Origin of the sequence: Myxococcus guangdongensis (assembly GCF_024198255.1) — a bacterium.
Lineage (GTDB): Bacteria > Myxococcota > Myxococcia > Myxococcales > Myxococcaceae > Myxococcus > Myxococcus guangdongensis.
In genome coordinates this window covers 145440-169616 of record NZ_JAJVKW010000019.1, presented here as the reverse complement: position 1 = coordinate 169616, position 24177 = coordinate 145440, and the positions used below count along the sequence as shown (strand labels likewise).

Annotated in this window: 21 protein-coding genes; 5 read left to right on the top strand and 16 right to left on the bottom strand. The window is 68.7% G+C overall.

Translation table 11 applies throughout. The features are described from left to right. Window positions 1-20: 20 nt before the first annotated feature. Genes LXT21_RS39645 through LXT21_RS39620 form a run of 6 tightly spaced genes read right to left on the bottom strand, consistent with a single transcriptional unit; the run spans window position 21 to window position 6587 of the window. Window positions 21-1169 carry an acyl-CoA dehydrogenase family protein gene (locus LXT21_RS39645; protein ID WP_254043440.1) on the bottom strand — a complete coding sequence of 383 codons (1149 nt, stop codon included), beginning with the start codon at window positions 1167-1169 and terminating at the stop codon, window positions 21-23. 30 nt (window positions 1170-1199) lie between these two features. Then, window positions 1200-2345, bottom strand: a complete 1146-nt coding sequence (locus LXT21_RS39640) for an acyl-CoA dehydrogenase family protein (RefSeq protein ID WP_254043439.1) — start codon at window positions 2343-2345, stop codon at window positions 1200-1202. An 11-nt stretch (window positions 2346-2356) separates the two neighbouring features. Next, on the bottom strand, window positions 2357-4195 hold the full coding sequence (locus tag LXT21_RS39635; RefSeq protein ID WP_254043438.1) for an AMP-dependent synthetase/ligase: 1839 nt from the start codon (window positions 4193-4195) through the stop codon (window positions 2357-2359). Between the two features lie 42 nt (window positions 4196-4237). After that, window positions 4238-5065 (bottom strand): SDR family oxidoreductase, encoded by an 828-nt coding sequence (locus LXT21_RS39630; protein WP_254043437.1) that lies wholly within the window; start codon window positions 5063-5065, stop codon window positions 4238-4240. Beyond that, entirely contained in the window at window positions 5065-5748 is a 684-nt protein-coding gene (locus LXT21_RS39625; protein ID WP_254043436.1) for a TetR/AcrR family transcriptional regulator, read from the bottom strand. Before LXT21_RS39625 ends, LXT21_RS39630 begins: the two co-directional genes overlap by 1 nt. Then, window positions 5745-6587 carry an enoyl-CoA hydratase-related protein gene (locus tag LXT21_RS39620; RefSeq protein WP_254043435.1) on the bottom strand — a complete coding sequence of 281 codons (843 nt, stop codon included), beginning with the start codon at window positions 6585-6587 and terminating at the stop codon, window positions 5745-5747. The genes LXT21_RS39625 and LXT21_RS39620 overlap by 4 nt, the downstream gene beginning before the upstream one ends. Window positions 6588-6938: 351 nt before the next feature. On the opposite strand from LXT21_RS39620, the gene LXT21_RS39615 reads away from it, so the two are divergent. The 3 genes from LXT21_RS39615 (at window position 6939) to LXT21_RS39605 (ending at window position 11960) form a co-directional block, all read left to right on the top strand. Then, window positions 6939-7244, top strand: a complete 306-nt coding sequence (locus LXT21_RS39615; protein WP_254043434.1) for a hypothetical protein — start codon at window positions 6939-6941, stop codon at window positions 7242-7244. Window positions 7245-7307: 63 nt separating this feature from the next. Further along, entirely contained in the window at window positions 7308-7613 is a 306-nt protein-coding gene (locus LXT21_RS39610; RefSeq protein ID WP_254043433.1) for a hypothetical protein, read from the top strand. Between the two features lie 336 nt (window positions 7614-7949). Further along, a complete protein-coding gene (locus LXT21_RS39605) occupies window positions 7950-11960 on the top strand; it encodes a PPC domain-containing protein (RefSeq protein ID WP_254043432.1) in 4011 nt (1336 codons plus the stop codon). A 57-nt stretch (window positions 11961-12017) separates the two neighbouring features. Here LXT21_RS39605 and LXT21_RS39600 read toward each other — a convergent pair whose 3' ends face one another. Continuing rightward, window positions 12018-12422 carry a peptidase inhibitor family I36 protein gene (locus LXT21_RS39600; protein WP_254043431.1) on the bottom strand — a complete coding sequence of 135 codons (405 nt, stop codon included), beginning with the start codon at window positions 12420-12422 and terminating at the stop codon, window positions 12018-12020. A gap of 194 nt (window positions 12423-12616) precedes the next feature. Between LXT21_RS39600 and LXT21_RS39595 the strand changes: the two genes are divergently transcribed. Further along, window positions 12617-13426 (top strand): M57 family metalloprotease, encoded by an 810-nt coding sequence (locus LXT21_RS39595; protein WP_254043430.1) that lies wholly within the window; start codon window positions 12617-12619, stop codon window positions 13424-13426. Between the two features lie 64 nt (window positions 13427-13490). Here LXT21_RS39595 and LXT21_RS39590 read toward each other — a convergent pair whose 3' ends face one another. Next, window positions 13491-14081, bottom strand: coding sequence for a hypothetical protein (locus LXT21_RS39590; protein ID WP_254043429.1), 591 nt, complete (start codon window positions 14079-14081; stop codon window positions 13491-13493). A gap of 142 nt (window positions 14082-14223) precedes the next feature. Continuing rightward, the gene (locus LXT21_RS39585; protein WP_254043428.1) at window positions 14224-15108 is read right to left on the bottom strand and encodes a bifunctional 5,10-methylenetetrahydrofolate dehydrogenase/5,10-methenyltetrahydrofolate cyclohydrolase; all 885 of its coding nucleotides are present in this window, start codon (window positions 15106-15108) and stop codon (window positions 14224-14226) included. Window positions 15109-15555: 447 nt separating this feature from the next. On the opposite strand from LXT21_RS39585, the gene LXT21_RS39580 reads away from it, so the two are divergent. After that, complete coding sequence (locus tag LXT21_RS39580; protein ID WP_254043427.1) at window positions 15556-16218, top strand: hypothetical protein; 663 nt, start codon at window positions 15556-15558, stop codon at window positions 16216-16218. Window positions 16219-16270: 52 nt separating this feature from the next. On the opposite strand, the gene LXT21_RS39575 is transcribed toward LXT21_RS39580, so the two are convergent. The 7 genes from LXT21_RS39575 to LXT21_RS39545 form a co-directional block, all read right to left on the bottom strand. Continuing rightward, a complete protein-coding gene (locus tag LXT21_RS39575; RefSeq protein WP_254043426.1) occupies window positions 16271-17434 on the bottom strand; it encodes an alkaline phosphatase PhoX in 1164 nt (387 codons plus the stop codon). A 125-nt stretch (window positions 17435-17559) separates the two neighbouring features. After that, window positions 17560-18399 (bottom strand): class I SAM-dependent methyltransferase, encoded by an 840-nt coding sequence (locus tag LXT21_RS39570; protein WP_254043425.1) that lies wholly within the window; start codon window positions 18397-18399, stop codon window positions 17560-17562. Between the two features lie 46 nt (window positions 18400-18445). Further along, window positions 18446-20413, bottom strand: a complete 1968-nt coding sequence (locus tag LXT21_RS39565; RefSeq protein ID WP_323395599.1) for an ATP-binding protein — start codon at window positions 20411-20413, stop codon at window positions 18446-18448. A gap of 658 nt (window positions 20414-21071) precedes the next feature. Beyond that, window positions 21072-22265 carry a hypothetical protein gene (locus tag LXT21_RS39560; protein WP_254043423.1) on the bottom strand — a complete coding sequence of 398 codons (1194 nt, stop codon included), beginning with the start codon at window positions 22263-22265 and terminating at the stop codon, window positions 21072-21074. A 3-nt stretch (window positions 22266-22268) separates the two neighbouring features. Beyond that, window positions 22269-22994 (bottom strand): ImmA/IrrE family metallo-endopeptidase, encoded by a 726-nt coding sequence (locus LXT21_RS39555; RefSeq protein WP_254043450.1) that lies wholly within the window; start codon window positions 22992-22994, stop codon window positions 22269-22271. After that, window positions 22994-23362: a hypothetical protein gene (locus LXT21_RS39550; protein ID WP_254043422.1), complete on the bottom strand. Its 369-nt coding sequence runs from the start codon at window positions 23360-23362 to the stop codon at window positions 22994-22996. Before LXT21_RS39550 ends, LXT21_RS39555 begins: the two co-directional genes overlap by 1 nt. Then, on the bottom strand, window positions 23349-23948 hold the full coding sequence (locus LXT21_RS39545; protein WP_254043421.1) for an RNA polymerase sigma factor: 600 nt from the start codon (window positions 23946-23948) through the stop codon (window positions 23349-23351). The genes LXT21_RS39550 and LXT21_RS39545 overlap by 14 nt, the downstream gene beginning before the upstream one ends. Window positions 23949-24177: the final 229 nt, after the last annotated feature.

Sequence of the window (24177 nt, the reverse complement as noted above, 5' to 3'; positions counted from 1 at the left end):
GGATTCGGTGTGGGAGTGGTCTACAGCGAACGGGCGACGAGCTCTTTCATGACCTCGTTGGCGCCGGCGAAGATGCGCATGACGCGAGTATCCGCGAACAGGTGAGCGATGGGGTATTCCTTCATGTACCCATACCCTCCGAAAAGCTGGAGGCAACGGTCCGCGACGCTGCTCGCCTGGTCCGTCAGCCAGTACTTGGCCATGGCCGCGGACGCCACGTCCAGCTCCCCCAACAGGTGCTTCTCCACGCACTCGTCGAGGAACGCCCGTCCAACCCGCCCCAGCGTCGCGCATTCCGCCAGCTCGAAGCGCGTGTTCTGCAGCGCGAAAAGTGGCTTGCCGAACACCTGGCGCTGCTTGGTGTAGTCGACCGTGAGCGCCACGGCCCGCTCGATGCTCGCCTGCGCGAGCACCGCCGTGGCCAGCCGCTCCTGGGGCAGCTGCTGCATCAGCTGGATGAAGCCCGCGCCCTCCTCGCCGCCGAGCACGTTGACGGCCGGGACCTGGAGGTCGTCGAAGAACAGCTCCGTCGTGTCCTGACCGTGACCTCCCAGCTTCTCCAGGATGCGGCCCCGCTCGAAGCCGGGCGTGGTGTCGGAGACCTCGGCACACAAGAGGGAGATGCCCGCGTGGCCCTTCACGTCGCTGGTGCGCACCGCGATGATGAGGAAGTCACAGACGCGGCCGTTGGAGATGAACGTCTTGGAGCCGCTCACCTTGTAGAAGTCGCCGTCGCGCACCGCGCGGGTGGAGATGGCCTGCAAGTCGGAGCCCGTGCCCGGCTCCGTCATGGCGATGGCGCCCACCCACTCGCCGCTGGCGAGCTTGGGCAGCCACTTGAGCTTCTGCGCCTCGGAGGCGTACGCGAGCACGTAGTGCGCGACGATGGTGGAGTGCACCGCGAAGCCCATCGTCGGGTCTCCGGCGCGCACCTGCTCCTCCAGCAGGATGGCCTCGTGGGCGAACGTGCCGCCGCCGCCGCCGTACGCCTCCGGGACGGACATGCACAACAGGCCCAGCTCGCCCGCACGGCGGTAGAGCGCCTTGTCCGGGAAGCCCTGGGCCACGTGCTTGGGCACGTTGGGGAGGACCTCCTTCGTGAAATAGGTGGCCGCGAGGCCGCGCACCTGCTCGAGCTCGTCGGAGCTCCACCGAGGACGTGCCGTCATTGTCTGTCTCCGCGCTGTCGTGACTGCTGTCTAGAGTCCGAACGTCTTGCCGATGATGTCCCGCTGGATTTCGCTGGTGCCACCATAGACGGTGGAAATCACCGTCGCACGCAGATGCGATTCCATGTCGAACTCGGTGGCGTAGCCATACCCACCCATCATCTGCACGCCCTCGAGCGCCACGCGCTTGGCCGTCTCCGTGGCCTTCAGCTTGGCCATGGAGGCCTCGCGCGGGAGCATCTTCTCGGGGGCCTCGTCCGCCATCTGCGCCACCCGGTAGAGCAAGAGCTCGCTGCACTCCAGCTCCAGCGCCAGGTCCGCGATGCGGTGCTTGAGGGCCTGGAACGAGCCCACCGGCTTGCCGAACTGCTTGCGGTCCTTGATGTAGGCCAGCGCGTCGTCGAACGCGCGCCGGCCCCGGCCCAGCATCGTCGCCGCCAGGATGAGCCGCTCGCTGTTGAGCCCCGACATCAGCTGCGGCCACGCCTGGTCCACCACGCCCACGACGCTGTCCTCGGGCAGGAAGCAGTCGGTGAAGTAGACGTCGTTGACCTCCTTGCCGTTGAGCGTGGGGATGCCGCGAATCTCCACGCCCGGCGTGCTCGCGGGCACGCAGAACATGGTGAGCCCCTCATGCCGCGAGCCCGGGCCCGCGCCGCGCGTCCTCGCCACCAGCAGCAGGTGGTCGGCGATGTGCGCGTTGGAGCACCACGTCTTCTGGCCGTTGACCACGAAGCCGCCGGAGGCGCGCTCGGCGCGGCAGGTGATGGCCGCCGCGTCCGAGCCCGCGCCAGGCTCCGAGATGGAGATGGCCTCCACCCGTCCTTGCGTGATTCCCGTGAGCACCTTCTGCTTCTGCGCGGGCGTGCCGAACTTCGCGTAGGGCCCGGCCGCGACGGCGGTGGTGACGTAGCCGCCCACGGGCGCGAGCCCATAGGCGGTCCGCTCGGCGAACAGGCAGATCTCCGACATGCCGCCACCGGAGCCGCCGTACTCCGCGTCGATGCCCACGCCGAGCCAGCCCAGCTCGGCCATCTGCGCGTACAGCGCCGCGTTGTGCGCCTCGACGCCGTGCTGGGTGAGGGCGTCGCGCTGGGCGCGGGTGCCCGTCCTGGCGCGGCAGAAGGCATCGATGGACGCGGCGAACGAAGCTTGCTCGGGGGTTCTGGCGTGCATGGCGGCGGGGCTCAGGCGTTCTCGTAGAAGGTGGCGATGCGCTCGGCGTACTGCTGGAGGATGACGCGGCGCTTGAGCTTGAGCGTGGGGGTGAGCTCGCCCGTCGCGGGGGACCACGTCTCGTCGACGACCTCGAAGCGCTTGAGCTGCTCGGCGCGCGACAGCCGCTGGTTGACGGAGGCCACCAGCGCCTCCAGCTCCGAGCGGATGGCGGGATCTCGCGTCAGCTCCGCCACGGACATGGGCGGCAGGCCCCGGGCCTTGGCCCACACGGGCGCGACCTCCGCGTCCAGGCAGATGAGCGCGGTGAGATACGGCCAGCCATCGCCAATCGCGAGCGCCTGTCCCACGAGCGGGTGGGCGCGCAGGAAGCCCTCGACGCGGGACGGGGCGATGTTCTTCCCGCTCGAGGTGATGATGAGCTCCTTCTTGCGGTCCGTGATGGTGAGGTAGCCCTCGGCGTCGATGGTGCCGATGTCACCGGTGGCAAGCCACCCGTCCTCGTCCGTGGCGCTGACGATGCGCCCGTCTCCGGACAGGTAGCCCATGAACAGCACGGGGCCGCGCACGAAGATCTCGCCGTCGGAGGCGAGCTTCAGCTCGAGCCCGGGGACGGGGCGGCCCACCGAGCCCACGCGGAAGTCCGTGGGCAGGTTGATGGTGGCGCAGCCCGTCGTCTCGCTCATGCCCCACACCTCGAGCACGCGGATGCCGAAGCCGCCCAGGTACTCCAGCACCTCCACGGGGATGGGCGCGGAGCCGCTGCTGGCCCACTGGAGCGCGTCCAGGCCCAGCGTCGAGCGCAGGGGCTTGAGCACCTTCTCCTCCGCCACCGCGACCTTGGCGGCCAGCTCCTCGGACACCTTCTGGCCGGAGCCCTCCAGGCGGAAGGCCTCCAGCGCGAGCGCGTGCGCGCCCATGATGGCGTCGCGGCGGGGCGCCTCCAGCGTGCCCAGCTTCGCGCGCAGGCCCGCGGCCAGCTTCTCCCAGACGCGGGGCACGCCGAAGAAGGCGGGCGGCCGGACCTTGGCCATCAGCGGCACCACGCCCGCCGGGTCCGAGCAGACGTGCACGTGCAGCGCCTTGAAGAGCATCCGGTACAGGCCCAGCTCGCGCTCGGCGATGTGCGCCAGCGGCAGGTAGGCGATGGACGGGGCGCGCATGGGCGTGGGCACCACCGCGTCCACGCAGATGGCCTCGTAGAAGGCGTTGCGGTGGCTGAGCACCACGCCCTTCGGATCTCCGGTGGTCCCGGAGGTGTACATCATCGCGATGGGGTCCTCGGGACGGATGGGCTTCCAGGTGTCCTCGAAGACTTGCGGCGCCTGCTCATGCAGCGCGGCGCCGTCCGCCTCCAGCTGCTTGAAGGAGACATAGAGCGGGTCGCCCGCGGGGACGGCCGCCGCGTCGATGACGACGATGCGCTTGAGGGAGAAGAGCGACTTGAGGATGGGGCGCCAGCGGGCCACCTCCTCGGCGCCCTCGAGCACCACCACCGTGGCCGCGCTGTGCTGGGCGACGTAGCCTACTTGCTCCGTGCTCAGCGTTTGGTAGGCGGTACAGGGGATGGCGCCCAGGTGGGCCGCGGCGTAGTCGATGAGCCAGTGCTCGGGCCGGCTCGACATCATGATCATCATCCGCTCGCCGCGCTGGAGTCCGAGCGCGCCCAGGCCCCGGCACAGCGACGCGGTGCGGGCGCGAATCTGCGCCCAGGTGAGCGTGGTGTCACCGGCGGTGAGCGCCGGCTCGTCCGCGAGCTCGTCCGCGTTGCGCTTGAGCAAGAGCGGCAGGGTGAGCTTGTTCGCCAGGGATTGGCACTGCGCCTCCAGGTCTGCGAGCGACGTACCCATGGACTCCTCCTGCGTCTGGTTTTGCGGCGACTGCGGTGCTCCTCAGGGGTCGACGTACAGGTCGAGGATGACGTCGTCGCCGCCCCCGTAGCGGCTGAAGTCGGTGATGCCCTCGGCGCGCAGCACATCCTCGTCGATGAAGGTGTGGCCGGTGCAGTCGCGGGGTGGGCGTTGAAGGAGGGCCACCGCCGCGTCCGCCATGATGTCCGGCGTGCGCGCGCGCTGCATGGAGTCATCCCCGCCCAGCAGGTTCTTCACCGCCGCGGTGGCGATGAGCGTGCGCGGCCACAGCGCGTTGGCGGCGATGCCCGCCTCGGCGAACTCCGCGGCCCAGCCCAGCGTCAGCAGCGTCATCCCGTACTTGGCCATCGTGTACGCCGGGTGCTTGCCCAGCCAGTGCGGCGCCAGGTTGATGGGCGGCGACAGCGACAGGATGTGCGCGTGCGGGGAGCGCTTGAGGTGGGGCAGCGCGGCGCGCGTGAGCAGGAAGGTGCCGCGCACCTGAATCTGCTGCATCAGGTCGAAGCGCTTGAGGGGCAGCTCGTCTGTCTTCAGCGGCGCCAGCGCGCTGGCGTTGTTCACGCAGAAGTCGATGCCGCCAAAGCGCTGGACGGCCTGGTCCACGGCGCGCTGGACGTCCGCTTCCTCGCGCACGTCGCCCACCACCGCGAGCGCCTGGCCTCCGGCGGCCTCGATGTCCGCCGCGGCCGTGTGGACGGTGCCCGGAAGCCTGGGGTCGGGCGTGTCTGTCTTCGCCAGGAGCACCACGTTGGCGCCCAGCCTCCCCGCGGCGACGCCGATCGCCAGGCCGATTCCGCGGCTTCCTCCCGACATCAACAGCGTGCGTCCCGACAGGGGCTTCGAGCTCATCACGACTCCGGGTCTTGCGGGCCCTCGGACGGAGCGGGAGGGGCCACCGGCTCCGCGCGGGGCGGCATGTTCTTCAGTTGGGGGATGACGTCGCGGACGAGGGTGATGAGCGATTCGCTCAGCAGCAGGTGTGCCTCCTCGCGCGTGAGCGTCCCGCCGCGAATCCACTCGCGGATGGTGGCCTTCACCATGCCGGAGTAGGAGCGCATCATCGCGCGGTGGCGGGCGTCACTGCCCACCTCCACCTTGAGGCCCAGGAACTCGAGCGTCTTCGCCGCGGCCACGTCGTCCGCCGCGGAGATGATGCGCTCGACCTCCGGGTCCGCGCCGATGCCGCCCACCGCGGTGACGGCCACGTACGTCTTGCCGTGGGTGGCCACCGTGTCCAGGTACCACCGGACGCTGCGCTCCACGCGCTCGCGCAGGGTGCCCGTGTTGCTGACCTTCTCCTCCAGGCCGGGCATCAGGAGCATCCGCTTGACGACCTTGAGGTACAGGTCGCGCTTCTGCCCGAAGTAGTGGTTGAGCAGGCCGCGGGCGACACCCGCTTCCTTGGCGATGTCCGTGGTGGAGACATCCGCGTAGGGACGCTCACCGAACAGCCGCGTGGCGACCTCGAGGATCTGCTCGCGGCGCTCGTCCGGCTCCAGGCGCTTCCAGCGGGGGGCGGGGGAGGGGCTCATGACTTGCGCTCCCGCCACGGAAGGAAGCCCGGCAAATCTTGCTCCACAGTGCGCGTGAAGGCGGGGGGCCGCTTCTGGAGGAACGCCATCACGCCCTCCACGGCGTCCGGGTTCTGTCCCAGGCTGGCGATGAGCTGGCTGTCCAGGGAGAAGGCCTGCTCCGGGGAGGGCAGGGCGCTCATCTGATAGAGGGACTGACGGATGACCGCCACCGACACGGGCGCGGTGGAGTCCACCAGCTCGCGCGCCAGCGCCTGGGCCGCGCCCAGGACGTCGTCGGGTTCGTGCAGCGAGCGCACCAGCCCCGCGCCGAGCGCCTCGTCCGCGGGGATGAGCCGGCCGCTCACCATCCAGTCGAGCGCGCGGCCCATGCCCACCAGTCGGGGCAAGAACCAGCTCGAGCCGCCCTCCGGGTAGATGCCCCGGCGGCTGAAGACGAAGCCGAAGCGGCTGTCCTTCGCCGCGAGCCGGAAGTCCGCGGGCAGGAGCATCGTCGAGCCCACGCCCACCGCGGCGCCCCGCACGGCGGCGATGACGGGTTTTCGCAGGGAGAACAGGCGGCGGGTCACCCGCGTCGCGGGCTCCACCCACCCCGGCTCGGGCAGGCCGCCGTTGGCGACCTCGAAGGACATGCCGCTCAGGTCGGCGCCCACACAGAAGTCCTTGCCGGCCCCCGTGAGGATGACGACGCGCACGTCCTCGTTGGTGTCCGCCTGGGTCAGCGCGTCCGCCAGCTCGTCCGCCATGGTGATGGTGAAGCCATTGCGCGCCTCGGGACGGTTCAGCTCGAGAGTGGCAACCCGGTCCGAGACCGAGGTCCGGATGTGTTGGTAGCTCATGGTGGGGGCCTCATCACTTCGATGTCAGGGATATTGGAGGCTTGTTGGCGGGGTGTCAACAGTGTCCACGCGCCCCGATTCCGAAAGACTCACGACGTGTTGCGTCATCTGGGAACGACTGTCCTTGGCGGGTGGGGCAGGGGGCCCGGGCAGGAAACTGCCGCGTGGGTGAAGTCTTGCGGCGGGATGAAACAGCGGAGGCTTCGTCTGTCGTTGAATCGAATCCATCCTGGGGAGTGGTGTCCGACCCGGGACGACTGTCTTTGATGTTTCCTGGCTCGGGGAGGATAGTCCCGCGGCCGTGTGACGTGACACGGCTGTTCGAACACGATGTGTCGTTCTGGAGACTTCATGAACAGCATCTCGAAGTCGTTGTTCGCGGCGTTGGCGTTGGCTCCCCTGTCGGCGTTGGCGCTGCCGCCGGACTGCGATGTCCGCTGCACGTCCGATGTGCCATGTCGAATCGTCTGCGCCATCCCCTGGAGCATGAAGGTGGTGTCGTGCGGCGTCTGGGTGGCCGACTACGACCCCGGCGCGGCGTGCGCGCCGGGCCTGACGGCGGAGGCCCGCGAGGAGGAGCAGCTGTTCTCGTCCGAGGACGCGGACGAGCTCGACGCCTCCTGGGAGTGCTCCGAAGCGGACGCCGCCGAGCAGTGAGTCCCGTCCCCTCGGGGGCGTGTGGTGACTGGTTCCATTCGACGTTTCATCCTGGAGAACTCAATGAATCGCATCTCGAAGACGTTGCTCACGGGGCTCACGGCGCTGGTGCTGTCCCCCCTGTCCGCGCTGGCGCTGCCTCCGGACTGTGATGTCATCTGCGCGGATTTCGAGGCGTGTGACACCACGTGCGCCGTGCCGTGGACCACGCGCATCATCAACTGCGGAAGGTGGGAGACCGAGTACCACCAGCCGGGGATGTGCACGCCGAGCCTGGCGGCCGAGGGCAACGAGGAGGAGTCGCTGATGTCCTCCGAGGACGTCGACGCCTCCTGGGAGCGCGCCGCGGAAGAGGTCTCCGCGGAGTAGTGCTGTCGTCCGGGGCCACGTGCTGAAGAAGGCGCGTGGCCCCGTCCTCCGGCCCTGCTCCCGCGCATCCTGGCGCGGCGGAGCTGGACCTGCCGGGGCGGACCGTTCCGCCGGGCCTCCGTCGTGGAAGTGCGCGGTGGGACAGGGCCCGCGCTGAACGAACGGACGTCCCAGGTCGGATGGCACCGGAACGGTGCTCCGCAATCCGCATGGCGCGGCGCGACATTCCGCCGCCGGGACCGTTCGGGAGTGTCGGAAACAAGAGCCACTGGATTGCATGAAACGCGGGTCCGGGCACACGTGTGCCCGCGCTCCGACACACCCCTCGAGGTCCTCGTGAACCATCGTCGAAGCATTCTCCTGCTCGCTGGAGCCCTGCTCCTCCTGAGCGCCTGTGGTGGAGCCCGCGAGTCGGGCGAGGCCTCCACCGGAAGTCAGACGCAGGCGGCGGTCAACGGCGCGCTCACCTCGGGCACGCCGCTGAACTCGCTCGCCGCGCCCGGGGGCGCCTCCCTCGTGTACTCACTGGCGGTCCCCGCCAACCAGAACACGGTGACCTTCACCACCTCGGGGGGCCCTGGCAACCTGGACATGAAGGTGGCCTTCGGGGCCGAGCCCACCACCTCCAACGCCGCGTGCACCTCCGCCGGCCCGGACAGCGTGGAGACCTGCACCGTCTCCGCCCGCGCCGCGGCGGGCACGTGGTACGTGCAGCTCTCCGCCACCGCGTCCTTCTCCAACGTGACGCTCACGGGCAGCTACGCCCCGCTGGGCACCAACTCCAGCCCCGTGCGGACGCTGACGAACGGCGTCTCCTACGTCGGCAACTCGGGCGTGACGGGCGACTGGAAGATGTTCTCCTTCCAGGTCCCCGCGAACCAGGCGGTGCTGAACGTGGCGGTCTCCGGCGGCACCGGCGACGCGGACCTCTATCTGCGCCAGGGCTCCACGCCCGACCTCACGAACCACGCCTGCCGCTCCACCAACACGGGCAACACGGAGTCCTGTCAGGTGACCGCGCCCCAGGCGGGGCTCTGGTACATCATGCTGCGTGGCTACACGGCCTTCAGCGGCGTGTCGGTGGTGGCCACCGTGACGCCGCCGTTGACGGCGCTCGTCAACGGTCAGCCCGTGGGCCCGCTCTCGGCGGCCCAGGGCACCGCGCTCTACTACACGCTCGAGGTCCCCGCGGGGCAGAGCGCCCTCAACGTGACGCTCGCGGGCGGCACGGGCGACGCGGACCTCTACGTGAAGCACGGTGCCATCCCCACCACCACCAGCTACGGCTGCCGCTCGTGGGGCAGCACCAACACGGAGTCCTGCACCATGACCCCCCCGACGGCGGGCACGTACTACGTCATGGTGCGCGCCAGCGCCGCCTTCAGTGGCGTCGCGCTGCTCGCCCAGACGGTGTCGGGCGCCGAGCCCGCGGTTCCGCTCACCAATGGCCAGGAGGTCGTCGGCCTGGAGGGCAGCACCGGCGGTCCATTCCTCTACAAGCTCGAGGTCCCCGGCAGCGTCTCGTCGCTCCGGTTCCAGGTGACGAACGTCTTCTCGGGCGAGTTCGCCATGACGGTGAAGCGCGGCAGCCCTCCGGTGGGCACCGACTACGACTGCCGCCAGACGAGCCAGTACGGCAGCTGCACGTTCGACGCGCCGCAAGGGGGCATCTGGTACGTGCGCCTGACGCCGGGCAACCCGACCTTCAGGTACCTGAGCCTGAAGGCCACGTACGAGGGCACCATCAGCACCCAGGCGCTGGTGGCGGGGCAGCCCGTGCTCGACGTGGGCGGTGAGGACGTGGACCGGCTCTACTTCACGCTGGAGGTCCCCGCGGGCCAGAAGCGGCTGGCCATCTGGTCGACCACCGGCATGGGGGAGGCCTCCGTCTACGCGCGCTTCGGCAGCAGGCCCACGCCCCAGGCGTATACCTGCCGGAGCTCGCTGCCCGGCAGCTGTGTCATCCCGAATCCGCAGGCTGGCACGTGGCACTTCTACGTCGACCCGAGCGGCGGTCTGCCCTTCTACGGCCACACGCTGGTGGCCAACTACACGACGGCGGTTCCCTCGACCACGACGACGGAGCTCATCCCCGGAGAGCCCTCGGCCCCGGTGAGCGGCACCCCGTTCGACGAGTACCTGTTCACCGTGCAGGTCCCTCCCCATCAATCCGAGCTGAAGTTCGAGTGGAACCACGGGGATGGGTACGCCATCTACGTGGAGCCGGGGTTCGGCGCGCCGCCGACGGGCACGGTCGCCTGTCAGTACGCATCCTGTGTCTTCGATCGCCCCGCGGCGGGCCTCTGGTACGTGCGCGTCCGCGGGCGGACCGACTTCACCGACAAGCGCATCACCGCGAGCTTCAAGGCGCCCAAGGTGCTCAGCAGCTACACGGTCGAGTACGGCGTGCCCCCGGGCGTGAAGAACTACTACCGGCTGGACGTGCCCCCGGGGCAGAACGGGCTGAGCTTCACCACCGGGGGGCAGTACCGTTCGGATGCGAACCTGTACGTCAAGCAGGGCGCGCTGCCTTCGCGGACGGACTATCACTGCGCCTCGGCCGTCTTCAACACGTCCTCCGAGCGCTGTGACTTCTTCGACCCGCAGGGTGGCCCGTGGTTCGCGCTGGTGGAGACCTTCTCCATGTTCCCCGAGCCCTCGGGATGGAACGTGACGCTGGAGGCGAAGTACTCGGAGGTGGGGCCGCTGGGCGTCGCCACGGAGAACACGCCCGTGCTCGTGTCCATCCCGAGGAAGGGCTTCGCCACCTACCGCGTCGAGGTGCCCGCGGGACAGGCGTACCTGCTGGCCGAGGTCATCGACCGTGTCAACGACGAGTACACCGCCAACGAGGTCTGGATGCAGCACCAGGCGTACCCCACGGACTTCTACCTGCGGTGCAGGGGCAGTCGCTCCTGCGAGGTGACCTCACCCGAGGCGGGCACCTGGTACATCACCCTGCGGGCCATCAACGCCATCGACGGCGCGCTCCGCGTCACGACGGCGAGCAAGCACCAGCGCAACCTGGTCAATGGGATGACGGAGCTGACGATGCCCTCCGCGGCGCTCCAGTCGATGACGCTGTTCCGGTTGGAGGTGCCCGCGGGCGCCGCCCACCTGAACGTCAACCTGAAGGGCGAGCAGCCCAACAACGGCGACGTGGACCTCTACGTGCGCCGGGGTGGCCTCCCTGGCACCTCCACGTACGACTGCGCGTCGCGCAACGCCTCGGGGGCCGAGGAGACGTGTGACTTCGCCAATCCCCAGGCCGGCACCTGGTACGTCGGCGTGTACACGCGGACCGCGGGCTCGCGCGCGCGGCTGTCGGCGACGTACCTCCAGGCGGCGGACGAGGACGTGCCCTCGCTCACGTCTCACGAGACGCTCACGGGGCTGCGGGGCGCGGCGCGCTCGCGCAGGATGTGGAAGCTGGAGGTGCCCGAGGGGCAGCGCCTGCTGTGGTTCGGCACCCAGGAGGGCCGGGGGTCCCCGAGCCTGAAGGTGAAGCGCGGGAGCCGTCCCATCGAGGGCGGCGCGGTGGACTGCGCGAGTGTGACGACGGCCCGCGGCCAGCAGTGCGTCATCGCCAATCCCGTGGCCGGCACCTGGTTCGTGGCGCTGCCGGATGCGCCCCTGGCCTACAACGGGCTGGCGCTGACGGGCGGCTATGTCGATGCGTCGGCGGTGACGCCGCTCACCAATGGCGTGCCCCAGATGAACCTGGTGTCCCGGGTGGGCACGGACCAGTACTTCGCGCTGGACGTGCCCGCGGGCGAGTCCCTGCTGACGTTCGACGTGACGGCCGCCGCGACGCGCACGGGGGACCTGTCCGTCTCCGTGGCGAAGGACGTGCTGCCCACGGCCCCGAGCACGGCCTGCGTGGAGTCCTCCATGGGGGTGGTGCGGTGCTCCGTGGCGAATCCCGGGGCCGGGACCTGGTTCGTGAAGGTGACGTCCACGCGCAGCGCGCTGGATGACCTGTGGCTCATCGGCCACCACACGTCGCAGGTGGACGACGTGCCGCTCTTGCGGAGCGGTGTGCGGACGAAGGGGCTGTCGGCTTCGACGGCGGTGCCTCGCACGTTCAAGGTCATGGTGCCTCCGGGCGTGGACCACCTCGCCGTGGAGGCGGGCATCGCCGAGTCGGGCTCCACCTGGGGGACGATGGCGGTCTCCGCGCGCAAGGGCAGCCCGCCGACAGCCACCGAGTACGGCTGCAAGGCCAGCGTCCCTCAGATGTCGTCGAGCGTGTGCTGGGTCTACGACCCCGCGCCGGGGCTCTGGTACGTCACGGTGACGCCCGTGGACTCCTACCGCGCCGTCTGGCTGGAGGCGGACGCACGGTAGTCTGGTGAAGGGGTGCGCCAGGGAGGCGAAGAGTCCCCTGGCGCGCCCCGTCCCGCATCAGAAGACGAAGACGCTCTTGGGCGCGAACTCGAGCGGGCTCAGCCACTCGCCCGGCAGGAGCGTCACCGGGTAGCCCGAGCAGTCCTCTTCGGCATACAGGTAGGCGTTCTGGGTGCCCCGGTTGATGGCGGACTCCGCGCGGCCCTCCCAGCCGTGCTCGGGCAGGCCCACGCAGGTGGACGTGCCCGGAGGCCAGGCCCGGACGTTCCACACCGCGCCGGTGTAGTCCTCCCCATCGAACAGGCAGAGCACGTCCGAGAAGGCACAGGGATTCGTGTCATCGGCCTGGGCCTGCGCCGGGGACAGGAGCAGCGAGCCCGTCGCGAGCCCCGCCACCGTGAGAAGGGCGCCGAGGCTCCATGAGCCCGCGCGCGTGAGACGACGGAAATCGAGCCAGTGCATACAGGTGTCTCCTCTGCCCGCCAGGGGCGTTTGCCGCGGGCGCATGGTGACATGGCGTTGGTGCCGTCAATGCCTGGGATTCGCGTCTGCGATTGCGTCCATCCGCTGGTGGACTTCCCGCGGCCCGTCGGTTTGGATTGATGCCGTGCTTCTGTAATGGCACGTCCACATCGAACGCTGACGGGGAGAGGCTGATGACGAAGCAGGTGACCGCGGTTGCATGGCTTTGCTGCGCGTGGATGGTCGGCTGTGGTGTCGAGTCTGGCGTCGAGGACGCGACGCGGGAGACGGTCGAGAACCTGGTGGCCGCGGGGTTCCGGGCCGACGACATCCGGGTGGCTGATGGCGTGGTCCAGGTGGGAGGCGACGCGGTGGTGAGCCTCCAGGCCTCGCGGGAGATGCTCGACACGGGAGGCGCGGGGGCCGAGCACTACCGGACCACGAACCTGGTCTCCAGCGCCGTGACGAAGATCACCGTCCAGCTCCAGTCTCCCGCCACCTCGACGGTTGCCGCGGGCCTGGCGGAGGCCGTCGCCAACTACAACGCGCTGGGGCTGCGCCTCACGTTCTACACCGCCAATCCGTGCCTCGCGAATCCCTCGGCGTGTCCGCCCGGCAGCCACGCCCTCATCAACGTGGTGGTCAACCCCTCGCTTCCCAGCGGCCCGAGCGGGGCGAGCGGCTACCCTTCCGGAGGTTTGCCCTTTTCAACCATCTGGATCGGCACGGGCCTGTCCACGTACCCGCTGAACGTCATCGAGCACGTCCTCACGCATGAGCTGGGGCACACGATTGGCTTTCGCCACACGGACTTCTTCAACACGGCCATCAGCTGTGGAGGCACGCCCGTGCGCGAGGGCGCGAACCCGGGAGGCGCCATCCTCATCCCCGGGACGCCCTCCAGCGCGACGCCGGGCGGCTCCATCATGAACACGTGCGTGCCCCTGAGCACGAACGGGGAGTTCACCTCGACGGACATCGCGGCGCTGAACTTCATGTACTGAGTGGGAAGAGGACGGCACTCCGGCCGCGCCCGTTGTCATGGGGGGCCGGAGTTGCTGGGAGTTGTCAGAAGCTGCGGCCGAGGCCGAGCACCGCGGCGTCGTTGACCCGGCCCACCGTGGGCATGAGCCCCAGGGGGAGCCGCAGCTGCGGGCCGCGCGAGGGCGCGAGCTGGGCCTTCCGGGTGGGGCGGGGGCCGCCGCGCTGGGCCTGACGGCAGGACGCCTTGTCGACGCAGCCGCCATAGTCCTCGGTGTCCTCGTCGTCATCCAGGTCCGCGAGCAGCTCCAGGTAGCCCAGGCCGAGCGCCGCGCCGACCACGATTCCCCCCAGGATGGCCTTGCCGCAGTCCCCGTCGCCCACCCCGCCGCTCGCGCAGACGGCGATGCCCGCGACGAGCCCCCCGCCCGTGAGAATCAAGGGCACGAGCCAGACGTGGGTGGGGATGAACGTGTCGTCCTCGTACCCGTCGGCTTGCAGGGCCCGCGGGCGGTGGCCCTCCGCCATCACACCCCTCGCGACGCGCGAGGACGTCAGCCGCAGGGCCGAGGACCGGTGGCGCGCGGAGAAATCGAAGGGGCGGGGCGCGGCGTGGACGGTGCCCGGCGTGAACAGCCAGAGGCACAGCCCGGCGAGGGCGAGGACATGCTTCGTCATGGTGGGGAGTCCGTGAATGGCGCTGACGCGTCGTCGCGCCGGCAAACGTGCGGTACTCGACGCAAGCCGCGTCGATGTATTCACACGGAGTCGCGCCCGAGTGCGCACCCCGGGATGGGGCGCGGTGGACTCCCCGGTGTGGCTACTTGCGGGCCTGGGCGGACTGCCGCGCGGCCTGGAGGGTGTTGGCCAGCAGCATGGTGATGGTCATGGGGCCCACGCCGCCGGGGACGGGGGTGATGGCCTCGGCGACCTGGCTGACGCCGTCGAAGTCCACGTCGCCCACCATGCGGAAGCCGCGCGCGGAGCCGGGGTCCTCGACGCGGTTCTGTCCCACGTCGATGACCACGACGCCGGGCTTCACCATGTCGCGGGTGATGAGGTTCTGCTTGCCCACGGCGACGATGAGGATGTCCGCCTGACGGGTGAAGGAGGCCAGGTCCGGGGTGTGCCGGTGGGTGAGGGTGACGGTGGCGTCCGGGCCGGGGGCCATGAGCAGCGACGCCAGCGGCTTGCTGACGATGAGGCTCCTGCCCACGATGACCACGTGCCTGCCCCGGGTGGAGATGTTCTCCCGGCGCAGCATCTCGAGGATGCCCGCGGGCGTGCACGGGATGAAGGCGCGCGGGTCTCCCACGAAGGCCAGGCCCGCGTTGCGCGGGTGGAAGCCGTCCACGTCCTTGTCCGGGTCGATGTGCTCCAGCACGGCCTTGTAGGGAAGGTGCGCAGGGAGGGGGAGCTGGACGAGGATGCCGTGGACGGCGGGGTCCTGGTTGAGCCGGTCGATGACGGAGAAGAGCTCCTCCTGGGAGACCTCCTCGGGCAGGTTGAGCGTCTGCCCGCGCATGCCGAGCGCCTCGCACGCGCGGGTCTTGCTCGCCACGTAGGCCTGGCTGGCGGGGTTGTTGCCCACCAACACCACGGAGAGCCCCGGAATGATTCCCTGGGCCAGGAGCTCGGCGACCTGCTGGGCCATCTCTGCCCGCATCACCCGGCTGATCTCGGTTCCATCGATGTTCCGCGCCATGGAGCGCTCCATACGCCAGTTTCCCGCCCGCGCCGCGCCCTTTCTGAGAGGGGCGACGCCTGGTCGACGGCTCGGGGCGACGGTCCGCCGCTCAGAGGACACACCCGGAGCGAGAGGACCTGTTGGAGCGGGCGGGGCTCCGTGACGTTTGGGGGACGGTCGGAGACAGGGTCGGGTGGTGGTGTCTCGGTTGTGACGAGTGGTGTTACAGCGGATGGCTGACAAAGCTGACTCGGCTGTGGCGTGGGTCGCTACAGTTTCAATGTGTCATCACGTGTTCGGGACGTCGCTGTCAGACGTGTAGCGTCGAGCGTCACAGCTCGGAGTGGCGTGTCGTGAAATGTTGATGTTGTGTCTTGTTTTTGAGCCGTCAATCACAGCAGAGTGCGCGCATCACCTGGAGGTCGTATGCACGCTGTTTCTTCATCGTCTCGTGGACGCATGGGTATGTCTCGTCTTGGCACGCTGGTGGCTGTCGCCGCGGTGGCGCTCGCCCTGGGGGCGCCGGTGCGCGCCGAGGCCCAGTGTACGAGCTGGCCCACCAACACCTCGGTGGCGCCGGGGACGTCGTACGCGGACACCATCAACGTCTCGGGGCTGGCCTACGGCACGTACATCATCACGGCGTCGTTCTCCGGCAGCGCCGGGCTCATCAACCTGGCCTTCAGCGCGGCGCCCGGTGTGAGCTGGAGTAACGGGCAGAAGGGCTTCATCGGCTCTTCGACGACGCTCTACCTGAGCTTCATCATGGCGGCCGGCGCCCTGCCGGGTCGTTACTCGACGGTGACGATGAACGTCGCCAACACGGCGGGTCAGACGGTGTGCAGCTCCAGCTTCGTCGTGGGCGTGCCCGGTGACGCCTGCCCCGGTGACGTGAGCTGGCTGGGCAACACCATCAAGGCGGGCTTCGATAGCGCCAACTGCTACGTGGCCGCTGTCCCCGCGACGGACGGCTCGCCCTTCATCCACGCCAACAACTATTACATCACGCGCGGCCCGAACAACACGTGTGAGTACGGCTGGTTCGACGGCGCCAACTGCTACCTGGGCACGCCGCCGCCCGGGAAGTCCGCCTTTGTCTGGGGCAACGCGTTCTACTACTCGCCCTGAGTCGTGCTGGCGCCCCGCGCGAGGCCATCCCCCGCGCGGGGCGTCGTGTCTCTCAGCGGAACGGCCCGCTCACCTCGAAAGTGACGCCGGTGGTGCCGTCCGTCCCGCGCTGCGAGCTGAAGTACAGGCGCCGGCCATCGGGGCTGAAGGCGGGGCCGGTGAGCTCGGAGCCCGCGTGCCCCTCGAGCTGGAGGAAGGGGGCCACGGTGCGCTCGGGGCCCGGGGTGATGAGGCACAGCTGCAAGTCTCCGCCGTCCTCCGCGACGAAGAGGTCACCCGAGCGGGACATGGTGATGTTGTCCACGCCGCGAAGGGGCGAGTCCGGGTAGAGGTCGTCGTCGTAGATGATTTCGACCTGGCCGGTGGCGGGGGTGTGAGCCCACACGCGGTTGTCGCCCTTGGTGGTGAAGTAGACGGTGCCGCTGTCGTACCAGCAGCCCTCGCCGCCGTCGAAGCCGGTGGTGAGGAAGCGCTCGAGCTGGAGCGAGGCCGAGCGTGACGCGGAGACCTTCACCCAGCTGAAGCTCGCGGTGCCGTCCAGTGCGTTGCCATGGAGCTTCGCGGCCTCCAGGCGCCCGGCGCCGAGCGAGGGCCACTGCGAGGGCGTGAAGCGGTAGAACCGGCCCTCGGGGCGGTCCTCGGTGAGGTACAGGCATTGTCCCACCGGGTCCACGGCCACGGCCTCGTGGGTGAAGGCGCCGAGGGCCGAGCGGCGCTGGCCCTGGGAGGGGGAGCGCGGGTCGCATTCCCAGACGTGGCCCAGGTCCCATTCCTCACACGACAGCCAGGTGCCCCAGGGGGTGGGGCCTCCGGCGCAGTTGACGCTCGTGTTGGAGAGGATGCGGTAGGCGTCCACCACGTTGCCGCCGCCATCGAAGCGGAGGGAGGACACGCCGCCCAGGAGCGGAATCTCGCTGTTGGAGACGTAGACCCAGCCTCCGTCGCCGGTGTCGAAGCAAGCACCACCATCCGGCGCGACGTGCCAGGGGTAGTGGGTACCGGGGACGTTCTGTCCGGTCTGGGCGAGGATGCGCGAGGTGAAGCCCGCGGGGAGCCTCAATCCCTGCGCATCGGGTGAGCCGGCGATGGCGCCATAGGGGCCGGGCCCCGGTCGGGCGGGAGCGGCATAGGCCGCGCGCCAGAAGCCGGGCCCCAGGACCAGGATTCCGCTGCTCATCGCGGTGAGTCGAAGGAAGTTCCTGCGCTGCATGGGCATGTCTCCAATCGCCAGGAGGGCGAAGGAGATTGAGTCGCATGGCGAAGCATGCCCACCGCATCACGAGTCGGTGACCTTGTCGCGTGGACGACAAGGCCACGCATTCGTCACCTCAATGCCAGCCTTCAGCGTCGCGGGGCACGTGCCGTCACCTGCCGCATGCTCCAGTGGCAGGAGATGTTTCCAGCGGAGTCTCGCATGGGCTCCACGGCAGCCAGGAAGGCCTTGCGGACGTCCTCGCGGGTGGCGGCGGAGAGCTGGTCGGCGTCATACGTCTGGGCGAGCGAGTCCCAGACATACTCGGGGGTGCCGCCGTCGTGGACCCGGAGGTCGAAGACGTCGACGTGTTGGAAGGCGAGGCCGAAGAGCTGCTGGAGTCCTTCGGTGGAGCGGAAGCGCGTGTCGCCCAGGCTCAGCAGGGGACGCGGCTGTGATTCGATGGCGGGCTTCATCAGCTCGCGGAACACCGCCAGCGAGCCCGTGGGCGCGAAGCCTCCGCCGACCACGCAGGACAGCTTGCCGTCGGGCTTGAGCGCGCGGCGGACCTCGGAGAGGACCTGTTCGCAGTCGTCCATCAGCATGAGGGCCAGGTGGCTCAGCACGACGTCGAGGCTGTCGTCCTCGAAGGGGAGTGACTGCGCGAATCCCTGGTGGAGCGTGGCGGCGCCGTGGAGTCGGGCCTGGGCGTGGGCGAGCTCATCGGCGCTCATGTCCAGGCCGAGGAGTCGGGGACGGTGCGGCTCGCGCTGGGCCAGCTGCGCCAGCAGGTAGCCATCACCGCAGGCCAGGTCGAGCACCGTGTGCTCGTGCGAGTCCGAGGGGACTTCGGCGGCGAGCAGCGCGTAGGTCGAGGCGAAGCGGTGGTCGCCTCGAGTCACGGGCGTGCGGGAGAACCACCGCGCCGTCACTCCCGCGAGGCGGCGGTGGTAGTCGAGGAGGTAGGACTCGGTCTCCGAGGGCGGCATGGTGGCGCGTCATACCATGCCTCCCCGGGTGGATTTGGATGCGTGTTCAATCGACGAGCAGGCGTTTCACGGGCGCGGGGTCGACGGCGACCATGAGCGGGCGCGCGAAGTTGCTGAAGGAGACGAGGGCCTGTCCTGGCGCGAGCCGTGTCACGCGATTCCAGAGGCTCTCGTCGATGCTGCCCACGGTGCGTTGCATGCGGGAGATGACGGTGCTGTCGGTCATCTTGTGGATGATGAAGTTGTTGAGCAGGCCGAGCACCTCGTTGGGGAGGTGTTGAGGGAGCTGGGTGACGAACACGAGTCCGAGCCAGCGCTTGCGGCCGCGTTTGGCGATGCGAGCCACCTGTTCGAAGAGGACGGGCATCTGGCTGATGCGGCTGGCGGAGAGGAACTCGTGGGCTTCCTCGATGATGATGAGCACGGGAGGCACGGCCTGGTCCTGGGCGTTGGCCTTCTCGTAGCGGACCTCCTGGGCTTCCTGGAGTCCCCGGAGGACATCCGCGATGACCAGGTTGTTGAGCTGCGGCGAGTCCGTATCCGACAGGTCGATGACGGACACGCGGCCCGGCGCGAGCATCGAGTTGTACGCGGGGCCGGGCACCGAGCCCATGTCGAAGATGTTGAGCCGGCGCAGACGGTGGAGCTTGCCGTAGAGCGTCTTCCAGCTCACCGCGTTGCGGCTGCTCTGGGCCATGACGCGTCTCATGACCATGCCTCGGTTGGCCTTGAACTCGCTTTGAAGAGAAGGACCGGTCGGCGTCGTTGCCTCGTCGGCCTCGTCCTCGGCTTCACCGGCTTCGGCGGTCGTCTCCCTTCGCCGGGTGCGTGAGCGGCTTCGGGGCGTCTCACCGCGGTTCTCGTCGCCCAGGCTGTAGATGTAGGCGTTCACGACATCCAGCAGGTGCTGGATGGTCATCTTGGGATAGCCCGTGGACATCTCGTCCACTTCGAGCGCCTGGCGCTTCTCTTCGTCCGTCTGCGGGAAGACCTCGAAGTCCTCCAGCAGTTGCTTGGTGACGTCGTAGGCCTTGAGGAAGCGCTCCTGCTGGGCATCCGACAGGCCGAGAATCTCCGCGATGGCGTAGGGCGAGAGGCTGGAGAAGTTGAGGGAGAAGCGGTGCAGGTTGCGATGACGAGGGTTGCGGCTGGCGCGGCCGATGAGGTGATGGATGTGCAGGTCGCGGACACCCTCGGCGCGCTGGCCCCGGCGCTTGAGGGCCTCGAGCATGGGCTCATGGTCGGTGGGCTCGTCCACGTGGGTGTACTCGCCCTCGACGTCGAACACGATGGTGGCGATGCCTTGTGACTGGGCGCGGTGGACGAGCGTGGCCACGGTGGTGGACTTGCCGCCACCCGTCGTCCCGATGATGCCGGTGTGGCGAGGGAGGACGGACTTGTCGCTGGGACTGATCCGGGCCTCCATCTGCTCGTACCCGACGACGACACCCAGGCACATGTCTCCACCGACACCGAGCACGCGCTGGCTCTCCTCGTCCGTCAGCACGAACACGGGGCTCTGTGGGCGAGGACGGAAGCGGGGCGGCTTGAGGGTGCCTTCCACTTCTTCGCCGAGCAGCTCCACCTCCGCGCGGCCGTGGTAGTCGAACGTGTACGTGAGCTTCTTGCCGTGCGTGACGACGCCGACGGCCATCGTCGAGTTGGCGGGGACCGCGTTGGGTTCGGCGAAGGGGCCCTTGACGACGACGCCCAGGTAGGCGCGGCCATCCTCGCGAGACTTCACCCGCACCAGCGTCTGCGACGCGAGCAGGTGCAGGTCCGCGCGAGTGAGCAGCACCGTGAGCAGGTTGTCCGCGCTCGACGCGGTGTCGAAGTGGGTGAAGCCCGCGGCGGACTCGAGCTCCGGGTCGATGGGGGCCGCTGCCGGGTCGTTCTTCAGCTGCTCGAGCGCGGCGCGGGCCGCAGGGGGCGTCTCGCGGACGACGCTCTCAGGCCCGATGGGAGGCGTCGAGGGCCCCCGCGCGGACGTCGGGCCGGGAGCTCCCGTGGGCACGCGTGCCGAAGCAGGGGAGGGCGCTCCCGTGGCGCGAGACGAGCCTCCCGCGTCGGCGGGCGCTCCCGGGACAGGGGGTGGGCCTCCTGAGGCGCGAGACGTGGTGCCCGCGCTGGAGGTCGCTCCCATGGAGCGGGAGGTGCTCTGCGCGCTGGAGGACGGAGGCCCCGAGATGTTTGAGGGGCCTCCCGAGGTGCGGGAGGGGCCTTCCGAACCGGAGGCCTCGGCTCCCGAGCTGGTTGAAGGGCCACCTGAAGCACGGGAGGCGCCGCCCGGGCCGGAAGGGGTGGCTCCCGAAGCAGAGGTCAACGACGGGGATGTCGATGGAGCTCTCGTGGCCGGTGGCGCTCCAGGTGGCGCGGCGCGGTCAGGCGCCTGTGTGGATGACGGCGCTCGTCCGATGGACACCGGCGGAGAGGTGGGGCGGTGGGTCGAACCATTCGGAGTCGCGGGGCGGTTGGCTGCGCCATTTGAAGTGGGCTCACGCTGCCCGTTGGGCGGAGCGGCCCTCGACGCGCCGTGCGGCGGTGGCGTGCCGTGACGTGGAGGCACGGTGCGCGCGCCATTCACTATCTGGAGGGAAGGTGCCTTCCCATTGACGTCACCTGCACCCTGCGGCCTCGGTTCCTTGCCATCATTGGACATCCGTGGTCCCCCCTTAACGGCGCATCCCGCGCTCGGTCATGAACTGCAGATTGGCTCCGGCCTGGCTGTAGGCGTCCTCGACGAGTCCCAGGAATCCGTCGACCCCGAAGACACCGCGGCACGTCACCGCTGCGACATCGAGCAGCATCGGGAAGCCACGCTCGGGGCGCAGGATGCTGTCGGCCATGGCCACCCATGCGGCCTCGTGGGCGTGGTCCTTGTGGGCGTAGAACAAGCGCGGCGCCGAGGTGTCCGACACGCGGAAGATGCCCTTGACGACGCAGGGGCTCGACTCACGCACGAACTTCCAGGCGCGGTGCTTGCTCCGTCCGCCGTACTCCCAATTGCGGACGATCTGCTTGCCCTCGCGTTGGAGCGTCTCCAGGAGGGCATACTCGCCCGCGTCCAGCGCGAGCCCCATCGTGAGGAAGCCGCGGTCGGTGAGTGAGTCCGAGACGTAGACGAACTTCTTGTGCTCGTGGATGAGCCGCTCGAGCACGGTGAGCGAGCGGTCCAGGAGCGTCATGTAGCCCGAGCCTGAGAGCAGCTCGTGGGCGCACGGATTGCCGGAGCCCATGCGCCACTCCGCGGTGGCCTTCTCGACGAGGGCGGCCCGCTCGGCATAGGCCTGGATGCCACGGCGGGCCATGCGCGACAGGGTGTCCTGCTTCCCCTGATAGCGATTCTGGCGCATGTCGATGAAGTCCATCGCCTCCTGGAGGGGGTTGCCGGTGTTCTGGGACGCCATCTCCTTGCGGAACAGTCGCTTGGTGAAGGCGCCCGAGGTGCCCTGGTAGCTGACGATACCGACACCAATCTGCGAGATGCCGATGGGCAGGCTGTCATGCGAGACGTGGGTTCCGGTCACCGCGTCGACCTTGCTGCGGAACAGCAGGCGCTCGTGGATGAGGGACAGGTCTTCGGGGGTGACCTTGTAGACACCGGCGTCCGGGAAGGCGTCACCGCGCGAGGCCAGCCGGGGGAAGACCTCGCTGCGCACGATGGCGCGCAGCTCTCCTTCCTTGTGGACCGCGCTGGCGATCTCCCGACGGAACCGCTCCATGATCTTGTCGAGGTCGAGCCCCGTGGACCACCGGTCGAGGTCCAACGTCGAGGCGAGGTCCTCCCCGAACGCCGAACGGTAGTCCGCATCACCAAACAGCTCTTCCTTCAGTTCATCCGCCTCGGGCGGCAAGTCACTCGACATGGATTACCCCTCCTCCACTCCCAGGAACTCCGCGATGGAAAAACTGGAGACACGCAGTCGCCGCCGAAGCCCATCGACGTATTCGGTGGCCTTCTCCATGGGCAGGTGGAACTGGAACCGCAAGCTGTTGATGGCGGCCTCCCGTGAGAGCTGTTTCACGAGTGGCAGGACTTGCTCCACGGGTGCCAGGAGTTCGAGGGCGACCCGGTCCGCGCGGTGCTCGGCCAACACGATGTCCCGGCTGGCATAGCCACCCGATTCGTCGCGGGCCATGAGGTCCATGCTCAGATTGAGCGGGACCTGTTCGAAGAACAGGGTCAGGGCCTCTTCGGGAGAGGGGGCTCGTTCGCCATCGAGGACCGGGAGTATCTCCGGGCCGAAGACGCTCAGGGCCCGCCTGCGAGGAACCCATTCCTCCAGGACGAAGTGCGCGACCTCGTGGACGACGGTGAAGCGCTGCTCCGGCGCCTTCGTCTGTTTATTGTAGAAGAGGATGCCGTGCCCGCGCCACCATGCCATGAGGCCATGGTGGCTATGGGGTTCCGTCGTGAACCACTGGCCCGGTCTTCTGAAGGACAACCAGTCTTGGGCTGCCTGCTGGGTGACCTTTGGAATGGCGACCGGCACAACGGAGAACTGGCCGCAGAAGCAATCGAGCAGATCATGGACGGATGCATGGCAGTCTTTCAGTGCACAAGCCTCCACTGCTTCTTGCAGCCAGCTTTCCATCACGGGTCCGTTTCTTCGTCAGGATGACAGTCTCGGGCCGCCATCCGGATGGGGGGCGTCGACTCGTCTCGTGTGCCCTTGGAGAAGGCATTGATGGCGTCGACTTGGCGAATCACCTTCATGAGGGTCAGGCGGTCCACGCCGAACTTCTGGGCGATGGCGGTGCACTGTTCGCTGAAGCTGTTGCCCTCAGGGCGGCGGCACAGAGACATCCAGTGGAGTGTCTCCCGGGTGCACTGAAACTCCTCCGCCAGCGTGTCCTCGCTGATGCCCTCAATGCGCTGGTACTGCTCGAATGTGTAGGCCATTGACCAGGGCTCGCTCCGGCCCCGTCGAGCTGCTCGGTCGAGCCATTCAGGATTCGTCATCTCGGTCCTCCTTTCCGAAGCGCCTCAACCACTTCACGAGGCGGTCTCGATTCCGCTTCACCTCGCGCTTGCGGTCCTTGTCTGGCATGGGAGGCAGCCCCATTGCCCGGGCGAGGACGTGCGTGGAGCCCTCTCCCTGGAGGACCAGCCCGATGAAGACCCGGTCTCGCTCCGGCAATCTGGCATGGTCGATTCGTCTCACGGCGAGCCTGGCTTCCACGGTGACCTCCAGGCTTTCTTTCGGTGCCCTCGCGCAAAGTTCGAAAACCGTCCCGAATTCCCGTTCCCGGCGAGTGCGGGCTTCCCGGGAGCGGTAGCCATCGAAGAGCTTCTTCTTGGCCGCCTCGCTCAGGTAGGTGGACAGGCGACTCCTTTCGGGGATGTACCGTTCAGGATGCGCGAGGTAGGCGTAGATGACATCGATGACCGCGTCCCACGCCTGTTCCTTGGACTGTCTCGGGTCTCTGCACAAACGTGCAGTGATTGGGTCAACGAAGACCGTGAAGACGTCCTTGGGTGCCAATGACTCACCCTTCAGGACGCGCTGGTGAAGCTCCTGCTCCTCCGTTGGTGTTGGAAGACTCATCCCCACTCCTCGCCGGGAACACGTGCCCGCTCTCGGGTTGACATCGAACTGTGTGTCCTTTCGTTACCGGCTCCCTGAGTTCGACGGCCCGTGTCTCGTTCACGTCCGCGGAAGGTTGGTCGCGGAGCGAAGCAATGTCTGTACCTCCCGGGTGGTATGGCTCGCGGTGGACGAGACATGGGGTGGTGGGCGCAGTCAGGGAAGCGGCGCCGAAAAAGGGGACGAGGTC